The organism is Ruegeria profundi (assembly GCF_001507545.1).
Lineage (GTDB): Bacteria > Pseudomonadota > Alphaproteobacteria > Rhodobacterales > Rhodobacteraceae > Ruegeria > Ruegeria profundi.
This window is the reverse complement of sequence record NZ_LQBP01000004.1, coordinates 322,339-337,627: the sequence shown is the minus strand read 5'-3', so window position 1 is coordinate 337,627 and position 15,289 is coordinate 322,339. Positions and strand designations below refer to the sequence as shown.

Genomic DNA, 15,289 nt, shown 5'->3' with positions numbered 1-15,289 from the left:
GTCAGGGCACCCCCAAGCGCCCAAATTGTCCTGCGTTATAGGGACCGCGCGAAAAGGTTCAAGAGGTATCGGAAACAGCGGTGAAATTGCCGCTTTCCTCTCTTTCCCTCGCCGCCGTATCCTCTATATCGCGCAGCACGACAAATGAGGATGCACTTGCGTATTCGTTTCGATCAGGGGCCAGCCGGGCCGGGAACCAGTTTCGACCAGCCAGCCGATGTGATCCGTGCAGACAAGCCGGACGATGTGCCCCAGGCCCTGGTGGCGCTGGATCAGGCGCGCGCGAACGGCGCGTGGTTGGCAGGATATGCCAGTTATGAGCTTGGCTATACACTGGAACCGCGCCTTGCCGAACGTTTACCCAAGAACCGCCGCCTGCCTTTGTTGTGCTTCGGCGTGTATGAGGCGCCGACGCAGCGTGCCCTGCCGCCAGCACGCGGTGAGGTCAGCGGTTTTGTACCGCGTTGGGATGAGGCGCGGTATACACAAGCCTTTAAACAGGTTCATGACGCCATCGGGGCAGGGGATATCTATCAGGCAAACCTGACCTTTCCCATCGACCTGATCGCCAAGGGCGACAGTGCTTCGCTCTATGCCGCGCTCACCGCCGGCCAGCCGGTTGGCTACGGGGCTTTGGTGCAGCAGGACGGCTTGCCAGACTTATTGAGTCGTTCGCCCGAGTTGTTCTTTCGCACCGACGCCGAGCGCGGGATTGAAACCCGTCCGATGAAGGGCACCCAGCCGCGCAGTGATGACATGGCCGAGGACGCCCGCCGCCGTGCCTTTCTTTCGACCGACGCGAAAAACCGGGCTGAGAACCTGATGATTGTCGATTTGTTGCGCAACGATATCAGTCGCGTTGCGTTACCCGGTTCGGTCAAAGTGCCCGAACTGTTCAAGGTTGAGACTTATGCGACCGTGCATCAGATGATCTCATTGGTGCGGGCGCAATTGCATCTGGGGGCAGAGCTTTCGACCATTCTGACCGCGCTGTTTCCTTGCGGCTCGATCACTGGTGCGCCCAAGATTCGCGCGATGGAGATTTTGTCTGACCTCGAACCTTGGCCCCGCGATATCTATTGCGGAGCGATTGGTTGGGCAGCGCCTGACGGACGGTCCGAGTTCAACGTGGCGATCCGAACCTTGATGGTCGAGGATGGCAAGGCCACCCTTAACGTGGGCGGCGGCGTAGTCTGGGACAGCACGGCCCCATCAGAATACGAGGAAGCGCTATGGAAAGCCCGCTTTGCCCACCAACTGACCCTGACTTCCGCATAATCGAAACCATGGCTTTTCGGCCCGGGCAAGGCTTTGTGCGGCGTGACCGCCACTTGGCGCGCATGGCACGAACCGCAGACGTATTCGGCATTCCATTCGATGCGGGGCTTGCTGGTGAAAAACTTGATAAGGTCGCGGGGGAAATACCGTTAAGGTGCCGGCTAACCTTGGCTGTGGATGGGCAGTTTGATCTGACAACCGCAAAACTGGCCTATAACCCCGCGGTCTGGCGGGTGACTATCGCCGAAACACGTCTGATTGCATCGGATCTCTGGCTGCGGCACAAGACGACGCAGCGTTCCGTCTATGATACCGCACGTGCGGCGTTGCCAGAAGGCATCGACGAGGTTTTGTTCCTGAACGAACGCGCAGAGCTGTGCGAAGGCACGATCACCAATCTGTTCGTGCACATGCCGGACGGACGCCGCCTGACGCCCGCTCTGACCAGTGGCGTATTGCCGGGCATACTGCGGCAAGAATTGCTTGATAACGAACGGGTAACCGAAGCCACCCTGACCCTAACCGACCTAAAAAACGCGGAAAAGCTTTACGTAGGGAATTCGTTGCGTGGCCTAATCCGGGCGGAGCTAGCAATACAGTGAGCAAACAAACCGATTGGGCCGACAGCGCGGCACCGCAATTGCGGTTGCGGCTCGAGTTTGGGCTGTTTTTCATTGCTGCACCGGTGCTGATTGCGGTGTTCTTTCCACCCAACTGGATGTTCCCGTCTCTGTTCACCTTCACAGCCCTTGGCATCGTGTTGCTGCACTTCACACGCGGCTTTGCCTGGGCCGAACTGCGGTATAATTGGCGCAACTGGTCCTGGCCCGAACTCGCCGTGTTTGCCGTTTTCATGACCGCATTCTGTGCCGCTGTTGTCATGGTCACACGACCGGAGGCGGCGTTTTTCCTGCTGCGCAACCGGCCGGAATTCTTGCTGGTTATCTGGCTTGGCTACCCTGTGCTGTCGGCCCTGCCGCAAGAGCTGTTGTTCCGCTCTTTGTTTTTCCGTCGCTATCACGCGATTCTGCCGAACGGATGGGCGGCCTATCTGCTGAATGCAGCAGTGTTTTCTCTGGCGCATTTGATGTACTGGAGCTGGATCGTCGCCGCCATGACCTTTGCCGGAGGGCTGCTGTTCACCTGGGCCTACCGCAGGCGCGGATCGTTTTTCTACGCGGTTCTTCTGCACGCGATTGCAGGTAACATCATCTTTGCTGCCGGTCTGGGTGTCTATTTCTACTCAGGTAACGTGCAAAGGCCGTTTTGAGCGGTAGACCCGCCTTGACTTTCGCTGCCTGACGCGGTGTATCGGCGCGACGAATTCTGCGCCCGAAGGGATATGATCCATGCACGCCTACCGCAGCCACACCTGCGCCGCTCTGACCGCCGCCAATGTTGGCGACACCGTTCGCCTGTCTGGTTGGGTGCATCGTGTTCGAGATCACGGCGGCGTCCTGTTCATAGACCTGCGCGACCATTTTGGTGTGACGCAAATTCTGTGCGACGGTGACAGCGCGGCCTTTGAAGAGCTTGAGAAAGTGCGCTCGGAATGGTGTATCCGCATCGACGGCACGGTAAAAGCGCGTGACGCCGATTTGGTGAACCCGAAACTGCCAACTGGTGAGATCGAAGTTTACGTGCGTGAGCTTGAGGTTCTGGGCGCGGCAGAGGAATTGCCTCTGATGGTCTTTGGCGATCAGGAATACCCCGAGGAAACGCGATTGCGCCATCGCTACCTGGACCTGCGCCGCGAGGGGATGCAGCGCAACATGACTTTGCGCTCGGACGTTGTCGCCTCAATGCGTCGCCGCATGTGGGATCAGGGATTCCGCGAATATCAGACGCCGATCATTACCGCGTCGTCGCCAGAGGGCGCGCGCGATTTTCTTGTTCCGTCGCGCCTGCACCCGGGCAAATTCTATGCGCTGCCGCAAGCTCCGCAGCAATTCAAGCAGCTGATCATGGTGTCGGGATTCGACAAGTATTTCCAGATCGCGCCGTGCTTCCGTGACGAAGACCCGCGCGCGGACCGTTCGCCCACCGATTTCTATCAGCTCGACCTTGAGATGTCCTTTGTCGAGCAGCAGGACGTGTTCGACACGATCCAGCCTGTCCTGACCGGCGTTTTCGAAGAATTCGGCGGTGGCCGAAAGGTTGATCAGGACTGGCCGCAGATTTCCTACAAGGACGCAGCACTGTGGTATGGCACAGACAAGCCGGATCTGCGGAACCCCATTAAAATGCAAGTGGTCTCTGACCACTTCCGCGGGTCTGGCTTCGCGATTTTCGCAAAGCTGCTTGAGCAGGAGGGCACCGAAATTCGCGCCATCCCTGCGCCCACCGGGGGCAGCCGTAAGTTCTGTGACCGCATGAACGCATTTGCCCAGAAAGAAGGCCTGCCCGGCATGGGCTACATCTTCTGGCGGGATCAAGGTCAGGGTATGGAGGCCGCAGGTCCACTGGCGAAAAACATCGGACCGGAACGGACCGAGGCGATCCGCCAGCAATTGGGTCTGGGCGTAGGCGACGCGGCGTTCTTCCTCGGCGGAAAGCCGAAAACCTTTGAAAAGGTCGCCGGTAAGGCGCGCGATGTGATCGGCGAAGAGCTTGGCCTGATGGAAAAAGACCGTTTCGCCTTTGCCTGGATCGTGGATTTCCCGATTTACGAGCAGGATGAAGAAACCGGCGCTATCGACTTTGAACACAACCCCTTCTCAATGCCGCAGGGCGGGATGGACGCGCTGAATGGCGATCCGCTTGAGGTTAGGGGTTACCAATATGACCTTGCCTGCAACGGGTATGAGATTGTCTCGGGTGCGATCCGGAACCATAAGCCTGAAATCATGTTGAAAGCCTTTGAGCTTGCAGGCTACGGCGAGGATGAGGTGAAAAGCCGCTTTGGCGCGCTCTACAATGCGTTCCACTATGGCGCCCCGCCACATGGTGGCTGCGCCGCGGGAATTGACCGGATCGTGATGCTTTTGGCTGATGAGGCCAACATCCGAGAGGTCATGATGTTCCCGATGAATCAACGAGCCGAAGACTTGATGATGGACGCGCCATCCGACCCAACCTCAGATCAGTTGATGGAACTGGGGCTTCGCATTATCCCACAGGAATGATCACGTACCCGCCGCATCGCCCGCGGCGGGTTTCTTCCCTGGGGTGTGGCGTTCAAGCGCGTTGCATGGCATCAACGCTAAAGCGTGATCCTGACCGTTTTCGGATAGGATGTGCTGCACGCAGGGTAGCGACCTGCGCGCAACCCTGATGCCGCGTGCCGTGGCGCGGACCTGGAAGTATATCCAAATACTTACGATTGTGACCGTCAGGAAATAAGCCGTTAGCATCTCAAATCGCCTCGCGTTGTTGCAACCGTGTCTGGACGATGCCGGCAACCTGAGCCGTCAAGGCCGTCACGGGTGTGCTGCTGGCACGGGATTCGGCCAGTTTTTGCGCCGCATCCGCCAACACGGCGTCTTCGGCATGTTCGGCAACCCCCCGAAGGAATTGCGCAGCATAATCCAGGGTCCTGCGATCATTCGGCTCGGTCAGCACTTCGGCAATGTGAGCCATGTCATCCTGATAGGCCATTGGATCTGGGCAAATGATTTCATCCCGAACGGCGTGCAGGCTGTTGGGGCGGCGATCCTCGGGCAGACTGTTCAAGATAAGTTGCTGAAAATATGACAGCGACTTTAACGGCTTGGCAAGAAACCCATCCGCCCCTGCGCGAAGGGCTGTATCCTGCGCGTGGTCATCGCCCGACATTCCCAAAATGGCGCCGATACGCGGCGTAGCTTGCGACAGTTCAGCGATCAGTTCGTCGCCAGAGCCGTCCGGCAGTCCGATATCCACCAGAATGACTGAAGGCCGATAAAGCTGCAGGTGGCGGCGTGCTGATTTCAGACAATCCGCACGTCGGATGCGCGCGCCGCTGTGTAAACACATCAGCCGGATGGCGTCACAGGCATAACGGCTGTCTTCAACAACCAGAATGGTTTGACCCAGCAGCGGCCGTGTGGCCGTTGGCTGAGCGGGAGAGGCGAAGGGGCTCGAATCATCCATAGCAGAACTCCTAATCAGCAGATGCCTCAAGCTAGGAACTTCTGGCTAACACAGGGTTAACGGCAATTTGGCGCACTTGTTCTTTGTCTCTGCAGCCCTCATAACCGCTGCAACGCAGAACGGAGGAGAGTATTATGATTGGTCGTCTGAACCACGTTGCCATTGCCGTACCTGATCTTGAGGCCGCTTCCGAGCAGTATCGGAGTGCGCTGGGTGCCAAGGTCGGCTCACCGCAGGATGAACCTGATCACGGCGTGACGGTTGTGTTCATCGAGCTTCCGAACACCAAGATTGAACTGCTCTATCCGCTGGGCGATGACAGCCCGATCAACGGCTTTCTGGAAAAGAACCCCGCCGGGGGCATTCATCATGTCTGTTATGAGGTTGACGACATCATCGCTGCCCGCGACCATCTGAAGGAAACCGGTGCCCGTGTTCTGGGGTCGGGTGAGCCCAAGATTGGTGCGCATGGCAAGCCGGTGCTGTTCCTGCATCCCAAGGATTTCAACGGCTGCCTGGTCGAGCTTGAGCAGGTCTAATTTGAAAAGGGGCTGTCATGACGATCACTGCTGCATTAGTACTGTTCGCCGTCATTTGGTTCATGACGTTGTTGGTCGTATTGCCGATCCGCATCAAAACGCAGGGCGACCTGGGCGAAATCGTGCCCGGTACGCATGCGGGTGCGCCTGAAGTTCATCACATGAAGAAGAAAATGTGGATCACCACCGGGATCTCGGTGGTGCTCTGGGCCATTATCGCAGGGATCATCATCTCGGGTGTGATTTCGGTGCGCGATTTTGACTGGCTGAACCAGTTGGAGCCGCGCGAGTAGCTATCAGGCGGTGGATCCTGTCAGCTTGTGATACAAGTGCGTGAAAGTTGCGGCCCCCAGTATTGGGATCAACAGGTTCACCAAAGGCACCGACAAGGGAATAGCCATCAACGTTCCCGCCAGCCAGATAGTTGCGGAGTGCTTGGTCCGCAACTTGCGCGCACCTTCACGCCCAACGCGGCGCATCGCAGCCAGCGTGAAGTATTCACGGCCCAGCAAGAAACCATTCATGGCCCAGAATATGAACGGTGCCAACGGCGTGAAAATCGCATAGAGGATCAGAGCCAGAAGGTTGGCCACGATCAGCACCCCCATAAACCCTATCGCATCCCTTAACCCTTCGCTGAACGGGATGCCGGGAACTGCGGGCAGGGTGGGATAATGTTTATCCTCAACAGCTTGCGCGACCTCTTCCAAAAACATGGATGTAATCGCCGAGGCAACCGGCACCATCAGGAACACCGGCAAGATCAGCACGACAAAGATGCCAGAGTAGTTCAGAACGTCGTTCAACCACGGCACGGTGCCGATCCACGGCAGAGCTATCTCATCGCCAGACAACCGATTGATCAGCCAGATTGCCCCGGCGCAGGCGAGGATCAGCAGTATGATCGTCAGACCAACACCCCGAAGCAGGACGGCGCGAAACTTGGGATCACCGATCTGGCCCAGTGCCGCGAAGAACGCACTCAGTATCATCACTCAGAGACCCATTCTGTGATGGCCGCAACATCCGGCCGGGGACGTTCCGGCGGGGTCGTGCCTTCGGTTGCGATGTGGATCAGGCCAGCGACACGTTCATTGTCCTGCAAATCAAACGCGTGATGGCAGAATTCAGGGTCGTGAACCTGCCAGCCGGACAGCCAGTTCGCGCCCCAACCCGCTGCAAGGGCCGCGTTCAAAAGGGCCAGGCAAACAGCGCCTGCGGAATAGGTCTGCTCGATTGCGGGGATCTTCTCCGATGGCTTTTGCACTTCAATCACCGCTACGGCCAGATGACCCATATCGAACTGGCTTTGGGCCTTGGTGATCTCCTCAGGGGTTTTGCCCAAGGCAACGCCCCGGTCATGCGTCAGCGCAGACAAGCGCGGCATTGCGCCTTTCTCAAGCACGATAAAACGCCACGGTTCCAGCTTGCCGTGGTCGGGGCTGCGGGCTGCGGCGGTCAGCAGGGGTAACAGCTCGTCACGTGACGGCGCCGGGGCAATCAGTGACTTCGCAGGGCGCGACCGACGCGATTGCAGAAATTCCAGAGCGGTCGGATTCTTCAAAGACATATGTTAACTTCCTTCACATAAACAGTCTGTACCTGGTTGAACATCTGGCTTGTTTCAAGTGCACTACGCTGGACGCTTGGGATCAATTTCACGCCTCTGTCTCCTGTGCAACAGTGATCGGGGGCAGAGGGGGGACAACTTGGCTAAACCAAAATTGCGCAATGTACCTGATCTCAGCAGTTACGCCCGGTCAGGCACGGCGATTCCTGTGAAGGTAACGCCAAAAGCCGCAAGGGACAGTATCGCGTCTGACAAAGGCATGATCCGCATAGCTGTGACCGCGCCACCCGAAAACGGCAAGGCAAATGATGCTGTGCGCCGGATACTCGCGATGGCTATGGGCGTTGCCCCGTCCGACCTGATCCTGAAACAAGGGCATAGCGCGCGTGACAAGCTGTTCGTCTATGCGCCCTGACTTGGCCGTTCGTGAATTTGATACACCCCTTCCGGCAAATCAAGTGCAGCGGCCAGATCGCGAACCTGTTCGGGCGACAGGGTTATCTTCTGTATCTGCTCTGTCCGTGGGTCAAACTGCTCAAGCGTCACACATTCGGCGAAGCTGTTGATGACGACGTCCTCCTGCAAAGGCGCAGGGCCTTCGTCTACCAGGGTGATAACCGTCGCGTCGAATTCATGCTCAATCGAAAACATGCAGTCAGAGTGCAAGGTGCCGCGCCGCAATGCAACCCGTTGCCGCACAATCTGGCAGTGGCGGAACCGCCGTGACATAGCTATGGTTAAAAAAACGGGTAGCCGTTTCAAAGGAACATCTATGCGCCGTCTGACTTTTTTGCTGTTTCCTCTGGTGCTGGTGGCATGCAGCGCAGACTTCCTGCGCGTGCAACCAGCAGAGGAATGGTCGCCGGATTCGGGCGATTTTCAGGTGGACGCTGTGGCTTTTCAGGATATCAGCCGCGCCGTCGGCAAAGCGGCCCGCGCCGAATGCCTGCGCCAGTCCAAGGTCAGCAACTGCGATTTCACAATTCTGGTTGACCTCAACCCTCGCGCCCCAGTCAATGCGTTCCAGACCCTCGACAAACAGGATCAGCCAGTCATCATCTTCACCCGCTCGATGATTCAATCCGCCAAGAATCCGGACGAGCTGGCTTTTGTAATGGCGCATGAGACAGCGCATCACGTGTTGGGACATATTGCCCGACAGACCGAAATCGCTCAGGAAAGCGCCGCGATCTTCAATGATTTGGGAAAGTTGTATGGCGAGGACGGGAAAGAGCTTGAACGGTCACAAAAACTTGGCGCTGAAGTTGGCGTGCAGGTGAATGTGAAAGACTTCGAGCTTGAGGCGGATCAGTTGGGTACGATTATAACCCACAACGCCGGGTATGATCCTTTGGTCGGCGCAAAGTATTTTGATCGGCTTCCCGATCCTGGTGACGAGTTTTTGGGCACCCATCCCCCAAACGCCGAGCGTGTTCAGATCGTTGTCGAAACGGCAAGGCAGCTGGGTCTGACGGAATGACATCTTTGACACGACTGGGCGTGATCCTGACGGATCGAGGATCGAAATACGCTGTTTCGGGTGCACCTGTCCATACGCGCACGGATGTTGACGCGGTGTTGCAGGATCTCAAGTCTGACAAAGCCTATGCCAAGGCGACGCATAACACGTGGGCAGCCATTTTGCCGACAGGTGCGCTCAAGGCGGATGATGGGGAAAGTGGTGCCGGTATGGTGATCCTGCGCATGCTGGAGCGGGCCGGACTGGACGGGCATGTGGTGGTCGTCACCCGATGGTATGGTGGCAAAAAACTGGGCGGGGACCGTTTTCGCCGGGTTCAGGATGCCACCCGCACCTATCTGGATCACGTCGGGGCCGGGCTTTGACCTGAGTCAAATGCCCGCGCGCAAGGTTGCGATACCCTGTTCTGGACGTGCGACAGGGAGAAATCTGCTCATGCCCAACCGTGAAGTTCTGAAACACCATGCGGGTCTGGTCGATGAAATGGCGACCAAGCTTGGCGTGGACCTTCAACAGTCGGCGATAGATGGCGACGTTTCGCTCGACGAGCTTTCCGAAGCCGTCTTGCGATGCACCGGATGCGCCAACCCCGCGCATTGCGAGGGGTATCTGAAGCAATCCGGCCAAGTGGACAAAACGCCAGAGTATTGCCGTAATCAAGAGTTGCTCAGCAAACTGATCCCTTAACGACAGGAGTGTTCCATGCCCCATCTCGGAGAGATCATGACCCATCTTCGACTTGTCCTGCGGATGGGGCGGGCAACCGGCGCGGACATCGTGGCAGCGCATGAACAAGGGCATCTGACACAGCAGGACTGGGCTGAGATGGTTCATCAGTGCCGGGGCTGCGACTGGGCCAATCGATGCCCTGAGTGGCTGGACCGGCATGAAACCGTAAAAAATGCGCCGCAGACCTGCAGGAATCGGCAACGGTTTGCGGCGTTGCAAACCCGTTCAAGTCAGGAAGTCTGATGGCAAAAGACAATTTAGAGGATGTTGAGCAACATTTCTGGCTTACCCGCTCGGTGGCGCGATGCATGAATATCTCGCTGTCCGAAGCTATGGCGACAGGGCGACTAACGCCGGACCGCTACGCAGAAATGGTCGGTCGTTGTCGAGCGGCACAGTGCAGTGATCGATGTGCGTTATGGTTGTCACGGCAGCAGTCCGAGGCCCATGAGGCCCCGGAATTTTGTGCCAGCGCCGATCTTTTGAACCCGTTAAAAACCTGACTACAACCCAGAGTGTGACCCATCGCATAAGGGCGGGTTCGCGCTGCATTTACAGCCACAGAAAAAGACTTTCTTGCTGCTTTCCGCCGTGTACTTGACGGGCTCAAGATCGGTATCTTTGTGGGAGCCGTCGCAGAAAGGCTGGCGCTTGGACAGCCCACAGGCACACCAGAAATAGCTTTTCCCTTCGATCACATCGACCGCGTAGGGGCCTTTTTGCGCAATGGCTGGTTGGTCTGGCATGTGGCTACTCCGTCTTTCGCAAATGTCATGACAACAGTTTAGGGCGACATACGGAAAACGGTAGCGTTTGCTCATAAACTTGCAGTTTCTGAGGGGTTTACCGGCGTTGTTCCGCCTTTATTCACGACTTTGTGATTGATTGCGTTGCAAAAATACCATTCAGGCCGTATCCTACCTGAGGCCCCAAATACTCGGGCAATATCAGAAAATTAATAGAGGAATGACGGACATGAAACTCAAATTTGTCGCCGTTGGCGCATTTGCCCTTGTTTTGGCGGCTTGCTCGCAACAAGAGGAGCCGGCACCGGTTTTCATCACCCCCGAGTATGACAAATTCGGTACGCCAAGCTGCCCGGCCGGGACCGAGCTGGCAACGACCGAAGCGGGCCAGACCGTCTGTAACCCGGTCTCGCAATAAGGATGACGCGGGCGGCTCTGCCAGGCCGCTCGCTCGCGACCAAAGATCAGGCCGCCCTCGGGCGGCTTTTTCGTGCCCAATACACTGCGTTGAGGGCCGGAACTCAATACAACAGGATATCGACGGCAAATGAGAACCTTTTTTGTCCGCCTCAAGAATCGTACGCGCTGGAGCTGGCAGGGGCTGGTTGTCGCGTGGCGTGAAGAGTATTCATTTCGTACTTGGGTTTGGGCAAACATCTTGTCGGCGCTGCTGGTTGTTTGGCTGCCGTTGGGCGACGGGATGCGTGCTTTGATACTGGTTCTGGGGTTGCTTGTTCTGGTCGCCGAGCTGTTCAACACCGCGATTGAGCGTGCTGTCGATCACACGTCAACCGATCACAACAGGTTAGCCGGCCAAGCGAAGGATGCAGCTAGTGCGGCTGTTGCTGTAACGGCGGTGGCAGCCGGGGTGGCTTGGGTGATCGGGCTGCTGAGTCTGGTGTAGTTGGCTCAGTGCTTTCGCCAGTCGCCGCCAAAGCGTAAACCACGGCGCTGAATGCCATAACGTCTTTGAATGAAATACGGTGAGGCGTGTTTGTTGCGGAAGCCGCGTACCGTTTGATGGTGACGCCTGACCGGTTTGAAATAGCGGAGTTTGGGCTTGGCCCTGTGGTGGTAGTGGTCCGGTTTGGCCTTGTACTCATGCTCGGGTTTCGGGTGATAGACTCTTGGCGCACCATAGTACCGATGCACCTTGTGTTTGCTATGGTCCAAAAAGCTTGGCGGTGTGGAGCCTATGATTATGAATCCGCCCGATCGGTAAGAGTCGGCAATGGCAGGTAAGGCGCAAAGCTGGGCGGCAAGGATGGCCATCACATATTTCAGGTCAAAGAGGCGCGGATAGGACATTGAGCCCTCCTTCCTGGCTGGCTGCCCAGTTATGATCAACCCTTCCGTTATAAAAAGCCAGTAAATTGGGTCAGATTTCGGCCATTGCAGGTGACGGTGTCAGGCCAGCTTACCCCACAGATCGTATTCACCGGCCTCGTCCACCTCAACCCGGACAATGTCGCCGGGCTTCAGGTTTTCATGCGCTTCATCAATGAACAGGTTACCGTCGATCTCGGGCGCATCCGATTTGGTGCGGCAGGTGGCGGCCTCGTCATCGACCTCGTCCACGATCACATCAATGATTTGACCAACTTTGGCGGCCAGTTTCGCCTCGGAAATCGACTGCGCTTTTTCCATAAAGCGGTCCCAGCGGTCTTGTTTGACTTCGGCTGGAACATGATCCGGCAAGTCGTTGGAACGCGCGCCATCGACGTTTTCGTATTGAAAGCAACCGACGCGATCCAGTTGCGCCTCATCCATCCAGTCGAGGAGGGTCTGAAACTCGGCCTCGGTCTCACCCGGATAGCCGACAATAAAGGTCGAGCGCAGCGTGATATCGGGGCAGGTTGCGCGCCACGCGGCAATCTCGTCCAGCGTTTTCGCGGCGGCGGCAGGGCGTGCCATGCGTTTCAGTACGTCCGGATGGGCGTGTTGGAACGGAATATCCAGGTACGGTAAAACGTTGCAACCTGCGTCGGCCATAAGGGGAATCAGATCGCGCACATGCGGGTAGGGATAGACATAGTGCAGACGCACCCAAGCATCGAGTTGACTCAGTTCACGCGCCAGATCGGTGATATGGCTGCGCACTTCGCGGTCTTTCCATGGGTTCACATCATATTTTCGGTCCAACCCATAGGCCGAGGTATCCTGCGAGATCACCAGTAGCTCACGCACCCCGTTTTCGACCAGTTTCTCGGCTTCACGTAGGACAGCGTGCGCCGGACGACTGGCCAGTTTGCCACGCATGTCTGGGATGATGCAGAACTTACACTTGTGATTGCAGCCCTCGGAAATCTTGAGATAGCTGTAATGCCGCGGCGTTAGTTGCACGCTGCTGGCTGGCAGAAGATCGACAAAGGGGTCGGGATTGGGTGGAACCGCCGAATGGACGGCATCCAACACCTGCTCGTACTGATGCGGCCCCGTCACGGCCATGATGCGCGGGTGGTGCTTGCGGATATAATCAGGGTCCGCGCCCAGGCAGCCAGTTACGATGACCTTGCCGTTTTCCACCAAAGCCTCACCAATGGCGTCCAGAGACTCGGCTTTGGCGCTGTCGAGGAACCCACAGGTGTTCACGATTACGGCATCTGCCCCGGAATAATCTGGCGAAATGCCGTATCCTTCTGCGCGCAGGCGGGTCAGAATACGCTCACTATCGACCAATGCTTTGGGACAGCCCAGAGACACCATACCAATCGTAGGCTGGTTCGAACGTGGCGACTCGGGCATCCGGGCGGCGGGCGCGAGGTCTGGGCGGAGGTTTGGCGGGTTCGTGGTCATGGCGCGGCATATAGTGGGGAACGCTTCCTCTTGCAAATGCGGCGCAGGGTTTGAATGATCTTTTCAACGCATGCCAAATAAGCGGAGAGCAGTTAAATGAAGTGGCTATTGCGCATTCTTTTTATTTTCGTCGCGGCATTCGGGCTGGTCATCGGCGCCTTGCTGCTGATGCCGGGAGATAAACTGGCGGCGATTCTGGCCGAACAGGTCAAGACCGAAACAGGCCGCAAGTTAAAGCTGTCAGGGGACGTAAAACTGTCGTTCTGGCCGGTTTTGGGGCTTGAGGCCGGTCCGGTGACCTTTGGAAATGCGCCTTGGGCTGGGTCCGAGCCGATGCTGAGCGCTGAAAGCCTCGCTATGGGTGTAGACGCCGCAGCGCTGTTGAACGGCGATCTAAGGATTCGGCGCGTGGTCGCGGACAACCCGGTGCTGCGGCTGGAGCTTTCCGATGGCCGTGGCAATTGGGAGCTCCAGCCGGTTGAGCCGAAGGCCGTGACAGGCAGCATAGGTAGTTCACCGCCTGAAACGTCACAGCAGCGTGCTGTGACTCTGGATCAACTGGAACTCACCAATGCGCGGCTGATTTATACTGAGAATGGTGCGACCAAGTTCGACTTTGCCAATGTTGATCTGTCCGCAAGCTGGCCGGGACCGGCGTCACCCATGGTTATGGCTGCTCAGATGGCTGTGCCTGGGGGCAAAGTAAGTGTGGATCTGAAAATCCCGGACCTGCCGGCTTTCGCCTCGGGTGCTGTCACGCCGCTGCAACTGGCGCTGCGCGCGCCGGGGGGTGAGGTTGGGTTCGACGGGCGCGTTAACCTCGCTGGTGAAATGGATGGCGCGTTAGAGGTGAAGACGACAAACACCGAACAAATGCTGGCGGCTTTTGGGCAGACAGGCGTCGGGGTGCCATTGGGATTGGGTCGGGTGGCCGATGTGTCAGGGCAGATGACCTATACCAGTGCCGGACGCATTTCGCTGCGCAACATGGTGGCGCAGTTGGACAACAACCGATTTACCGGTGAGGCAGATATCGAGATATCGGACCCACCGAAAGTCACGGCGCGGCTGACTGGTGGCGATATCGACCTGTCGCGATACAATACTGCGCCAGCGGCGTCTGGGGCTGGCACAGGTGCGGGCGCGGGGTCAACGCCACGCGATGGATGGTCAACGACACCGATCGATGCTTCAAGCCTGTCGCTGGCAAACGGAGAGATTCGCCTGACGGCCTCATCCATTATTTTGCCCGAAATCAAACTTGGCCCCAGCGACCTGACGCTGAGCCTTGATCGGTCCCGCGCAGTGCTTGGCATGAACCCGGCTACTTTGTTTTCGGGGAAAGTAAACGGGCAGGTGGTGGCTAACAATCGCAATGGCCTTTCGGTTGGCGGCAAGCTGACGGCGCAAGACATGGATGTTCAGCAAGCCCTGACTACACTGGTCGGAGTTGAACGGCTGTCAGGTACTGGGTCGGGTGAGTTCGAATTCCTGGGCGTTGGGCAAACCGAAGATCAGATCATGCGATCCCTCAGCGGCAAGGGCAGTCTGAAGGTGGGTCCGGGCGTAATCTCAGGCTTGGACCTAGATCGCTTGATGGGGCGTGGCGAGGGTGCAGGCGGGACCACGGTTTTCAACAGCCTCTCGGCCAGTTTCACGATGGGTCAGGGTGTGTTGACCAACACTGATCTGTTGATGTCACTGGATAATTTCCGCGCAGACGGGACCGGAAAGGTCAATCTAGGTGCGCGCACACTTGACTATATGTTTACGCCCACAGCGTTGCGGGCCAATTCCGGACAGGGCCTGTCAGTGCCCGTTCGTATTGTTGGACCGTGGAGCAGCCCCTCGATCAAACCGGACCTGACCAAAGTGATTGAGGCCGCCGCAGAAGGGCAGCTCAAAGACCTTGAGGACGATGCCAAGCAAAAGGTTTTTGAAAAGGTTAGCGAGGAGTTGGACACCGTGGTGACGGACAGAGAAAGCGCCGAGGATGCCTTGAAGAAAAAGCTTGAGGAAGAGGCGAAGAAAGGTCTGCTCAAACTGCTTGGTGCGGATTAGGGCGCCCGAAGGCGCCCAA

The 15,289-nt window shown here is 57.5% G+C and carries 22 protein-coding genes; 15 read left to right on the top strand and 7 right to left on the bottom strand.

All coding sequences use genetic code 11. The annotated features are described in order from the left end of the window. The first annotated feature begins 150 nt into the window (after window positions 1–150). The 4 genes from AVO44_RS10000 to aspS all read left to right on the top strand — a co-directional run bounded on the left by AVO44_RS10000 (window position 151) and on the right by aspS (window position 4,403). Window positions 151–1,278: an aminodeoxychorismate synthase component I gene (locus AVO44_RS10000; protein ID WP_068336151.1), complete on the top strand. Its 1,128-nt coding sequence runs from the start codon at window positions 151–153 to the stop codon at window positions 1,276–1,278. Between the two features lie 8 nt (window positions 1,279–1,286). Beyond that, window positions 1,287–1,880 carry an aminotransferase class IV family protein gene (locus AVO44_RS09995; RefSeq protein ID WP_233421967.1) on the top strand — a complete coding sequence of 198 codons (594 nt, stop codon included), beginning with the start codon at window positions 1,287–1,289 and terminating at the stop codon, window positions 1,878–1,880. Further along, entirely contained in the window at window positions 1,877–2,548 is a 672-nt protein-coding gene (locus AVO44_RS09990) for a CPBP family intramembrane glutamic endopeptidase (RefSeq protein WP_068336145.1), read from the top strand. The genes AVO44_RS09995 and AVO44_RS09990 overlap by 4 nt, the downstream gene beginning before the upstream one ends. Window positions 2,549–2,627: 79 nt before the next feature. After that, window positions 2,628–4,403 carry an aspartate--tRNA ligase gene (aspS, locus tag AVO44_RS09985; RefSeq protein WP_068336142.1) on the top strand — a complete coding sequence of 592 codons (1,776 nt, stop codon included), beginning with the start codon at window positions 2,628–2,630 and terminating at the stop codon, window positions 4,401–4,403. 229 nt (window positions 4,404–4,632) lie between these two features. On the opposite strand, the gene AVO44_RS09975 is transcribed toward aspS, so the two are convergent. Further along, window positions 4,633–5,349 (bottom strand): response regulator, encoded by a 717-nt coding sequence (locus AVO44_RS09975; protein ID WP_068336136.1) that lies wholly within the window; start codon window positions 5,347–5,349, stop codon window positions 4,633–4,635. Window positions 5,350–5,483: 134 nt separating this feature from the next. Here AVO44_RS09975 and mce point away from each other — a divergent pair, with 134 nt between their 5' ends. Together mce and AVO44_RS09965 are read left to right on the top strand one after the other, a co-directional pair. Then, window positions 5,484–5,888, top strand: coding sequence for a methylmalonyl-CoA epimerase (gene mce, locus AVO44_RS09970; RefSeq protein WP_068336133.1), 405 nt, complete (start codon window positions 5,484–5,486; stop codon window positions 5,886–5,888). Between the two features lie 17 nt (window positions 5,889–5,905). Continuing rightward, on the top strand, window positions 5,906–6,181 hold the full coding sequence (locus AVO44_RS09965; RefSeq protein WP_068336130.1) for a DUF1467 family protein: 276 nt from the start codon (window positions 5,906–5,908) through the stop codon (window positions 6,179–6,181). Window positions 6,182–6,184: 3 nt separating this feature from the next. Here the strand turns inward: AVO44_RS09965 and AVO44_RS09960 are convergent, their stop codons facing one another. Both AVO44_RS09960 and AVO44_RS09955 read right to left on the bottom strand, forming a co-directional pair. Further along, window positions 6,185–6,880 carry an EI24 domain-containing protein gene (locus AVO44_RS09960; protein ID WP_068336126.1) on the bottom strand — a complete coding sequence of 232 codons (696 nt, stop codon included), beginning with the start codon at window positions 6,878–6,880 and terminating at the stop codon, window positions 6,185–6,187. Continuing rightward, window positions 6,880–7,458 (bottom strand): nitroreductase family protein, encoded by a 579-nt coding sequence (locus tag AVO44_RS09955; protein ID WP_068336124.1) that lies wholly within the window; start codon window positions 7,456–7,458, stop codon window positions 6,880–6,882. Before AVO44_RS09955 ends, AVO44_RS09960 begins: the two co-directional genes overlap by 1 nt. 139 nt (window positions 7,459–7,597) lie before the next feature. Between AVO44_RS09955 and AVO44_RS09950 the strand changes: the two genes are divergently transcribed. Continuing rightward, window positions 7,598–7,873: a DUF167 domain-containing protein gene (locus tag AVO44_RS09950; protein ID WP_068336122.1), complete on the top strand. Its 276-nt coding sequence runs from the start codon at window positions 7,598–7,600 to the stop codon at window positions 7,871–7,873. On the opposite strand, the gene AVO44_RS09945 is transcribed toward AVO44_RS09950, so the two are convergent. After that, on the bottom strand, window positions 7,861–8,109 hold the full coding sequence (locus AVO44_RS09945; RefSeq protein WP_068336401.1) for a phosphomannomutase: 249 nt from the start codon (window positions 8,107–8,109) through the stop codon (window positions 7,861–7,863). The genes AVO44_RS09950 and AVO44_RS09945 overlap by 13 nt on opposite strands. A 121-nt stretch (window positions 8,110–8,230) precedes the next feature. Here AVO44_RS09945 and AVO44_RS09940 point away from each other — a divergent pair, with 121 nt between their 5' ends. The 5 genes from AVO44_RS09940 (at window position 8,231) to AVO44_RS09920 (ending at window position 10,170) form a co-directional block, all read left to right on the top strand. Further along, on the top strand, window positions 8,231–8,938 hold the full coding sequence (locus AVO44_RS09940) for a M48 family metallopeptidase (RefSeq protein ID WP_068336119.1): 708 nt from the start codon (window positions 8,231–8,233) through the stop codon (window positions 8,936–8,938). Next, a complete protein-coding gene (locus AVO44_RS09935; RefSeq protein WP_068336116.1) occupies window positions 8,935–9,303 on the top strand; it encodes a YigZ family protein in 369 nt (122 codons plus the stop codon). Before AVO44_RS09940 ends, AVO44_RS09935 begins: the two co-directional genes overlap by 4 nt. 70 nt (window positions 9,304–9,373) lie before the next feature. Then, window positions 9,374–9,625 (top strand): DUF6455 family protein, encoded by a 252-nt coding sequence (locus AVO44_RS09930; RefSeq protein WP_068336113.1) that lies wholly within the window; start codon window positions 9,374–9,376, stop codon window positions 9,623–9,625. Window positions 9,626–9,640: 15 nt separating this feature from the next. Further along, window positions 9,641–9,910: a DUF6455 family protein gene (locus AVO44_RS09925; protein ID WP_068336110.1), complete on the top strand. Its 270-nt coding sequence runs from the start codon at window positions 9,641–9,643 to the stop codon at window positions 9,908–9,910. After that, a complete protein-coding gene (locus AVO44_RS09920) occupies window positions 9,910–10,170 on the top strand; it encodes a DUF6455 family protein (RefSeq protein ID WP_068336107.1) in 261 nt (86 codons plus the stop codon). Before AVO44_RS09925 ends, AVO44_RS09920 begins: the two co-directional genes overlap by 1 nt. Here AVO44_RS09920 and AVO44_RS09915 read toward each other — a convergent pair whose 3' ends face one another. Continuing rightward, window positions 10,171–10,413, bottom strand: a complete 243-nt coding sequence (locus AVO44_RS09915; RefSeq protein WP_068336104.1) for a CDGSH iron-sulfur domain-containing protein — start codon at window positions 10,411–10,413, stop codon at window positions 10,171–10,173. It abuts the gene before it with no gap. Between the two features lie 229 nt (window positions 10,414–10,642). Here AVO44_RS09915 and AVO44_RS09910 point away from each other — a divergent pair, with 229 nt between their 5' ends. Both AVO44_RS09910 and AVO44_RS09905 read left to right on the top strand, forming a co-directional pair. Next, entirely contained in the window at window positions 10,643–10,831 is a 189-nt protein-coding gene (locus AVO44_RS09910; RefSeq protein WP_068336397.1) for a hypothetical protein, read from the top strand. A 129-nt stretch (window positions 10,832–10,960) separates the two neighbouring features. Further along, window positions 10,961–11,317: a diacylglycerol kinase gene (locus tag AVO44_RS09905; protein WP_068336101.1), complete on the top strand. Its 357-nt coding sequence runs from the start codon at window positions 10,961–10,963 to the stop codon at window positions 11,315–11,317. A gap of 5 nt (window positions 11,318–11,322) precedes the next feature. Here AVO44_RS09905 and AVO44_RS09900 read toward each other — a convergent pair whose 3' ends face one another. Continuing rightward, window positions 11,323–11,721, bottom strand: coding sequence for a hypothetical protein (locus AVO44_RS09900; RefSeq protein WP_068336098.1), 399 nt, complete (start codon window positions 11,719–11,721; stop codon window positions 11,323–11,325). Window positions 11,722–11,820: 99 nt separating this feature from the next. Further along, entirely contained in the window at window positions 11,821–13,209 is a 1,389-nt protein-coding gene (gene rimO / locus AVO44_RS09895) for a 30S ribosomal protein S12 methylthiotransferase RimO (protein ID WP_068336095.1), read from the bottom strand. Window positions 13,210–13,305: 96 nt separating this feature from the next. On the opposite strand from rimO, the gene AVO44_RS09890 reads away from it, so the two are divergent. Next, window positions 13,306–15,270 (top strand): AsmA family protein, encoded by a 1,965-nt coding sequence (locus AVO44_RS09890; RefSeq protein ID WP_068336092.1) that lies wholly within the window; start codon window positions 13,306–13,308, stop codon window positions 15,268–15,270. Window positions 15,271–15,289: the final 19 nt, after the last annotated feature.